Source organism: Bacillus sp. JJ864, assembly GCF_036963045.1.
In the GTDB taxonomy this organism is placed as follows: Bacteria; Bacillota; Bacilli; order Bacillales; family Bacillaceae_G; genus Bacillus_A; species Bacillus_A pseudomycoides_C.
This window is the reverse complement of record NZ_JBALLY010000078.1, coordinates 6,516-7,628: the sequence shown is the minus strand read 5'-3', so window position 1 is coordinate 7,628 and position 1,113 is coordinate 6,516. Positions and strand designations below refer to the sequence as shown.

Here is a 1,113-nt window from a genome sequence, read left to right as displayed (position 1 = left end):
AAAGTTTCACTTTATTTTGACTAGTAATGAATGATACTTCACTTCACTCAAATAAATTTAGTTGTTCAGGCTTAGGTTCCCCGTACGTAATGCCAAGCATATCCATGAGTTGTTTCGCATTATCTGCTGCATCTCCGCCAGAATTATTATTAAATAACAGATAAACTTCCTTTGTTTTTGCTTTCAATTCTTCTATCCGTTCTACCCATTCTTTTAATTCTTGTTTATTATAGCGATATAAGCAGCGAACAGCCCGCCAGTTCTCTCCCTTATCGAGCCACCCGTGTACATTGCGTCCGTGAAACCGAACTAAGGTCATTTGTTCATGCGTTTCTTCTAATACAATTGGAATAGAGCCTATTCCCGCTTGTGGTTCATCACAAATTGTATGAATCCAACCTTCTTGTTTCATAAATTCCAACGTTCGATTACGAAATTGTGGATAAAACCAAGTCTGATTCCGAAACTCTAATGAACACGGGATATCTTTTATTTTCTCTTTTGTATAACGTAATAAATCCACATTTTTCTTTTGACAATCAAACCAAGGTGGATACTGGAATAATACCATTTTTAGCTTATTGGCTTTTTGAAGGGGAGCGATTGACTCTTTAAATGCGTGAAACATATCATCAATATTTGCAAACGGAATTTCTCCGCGCATATGGCCTGTCATTCCTTGATAAGCCTTTACAATAAATGAAAAGTTTGACGGTGTTTCTATCGCCCATTTCTCATAATTTCTCACAGGCTGCATAGCATAAAAAGAACTATCTATTTCCACAATGGGAAAATGCTCACTGTATGTTTGCAGTTTATGCTTCGTTTCATATGCATCTTTATATAAAGAATCGTGGTCCCCCCATCCTGTTAACCCAATAGAAATCATTTGAACACCATCCCCTATCTACCTCTAAATCCAAAAATCATATTATAATATATTGGAATAAAACAAATTGAAAGCGTTGTTTCATTTATGAACAATTCATTGTACGTTTACACTCTTTACAAATTCTATTGTATCCTATAGCTTCTTATTAACCATAACAAATCTAAGAGACTTTTCTATATACATCTATTTTGATTTTTTAACCTATAAGTCGCTGTTATGCA

Annotated in this window: 1 protein-coding gene; it reads right to left on the bottom strand. The window is 34.7% G+C overall.

Annotated features, from left to right (window positions below):
* Window positions 1-43: 43 nt before the first annotated feature.
* Window positions 44-889, bottom strand: coding sequence for a DUF72 domain-containing protein (locus tag V7024_RS12910; RefSeq protein ID WP_335520535.1), 846 nt, complete (start codon window positions 887-889; stop codon window positions 44-46).
* Window positions 890-1,113: the final 224 nt, after the last annotated feature.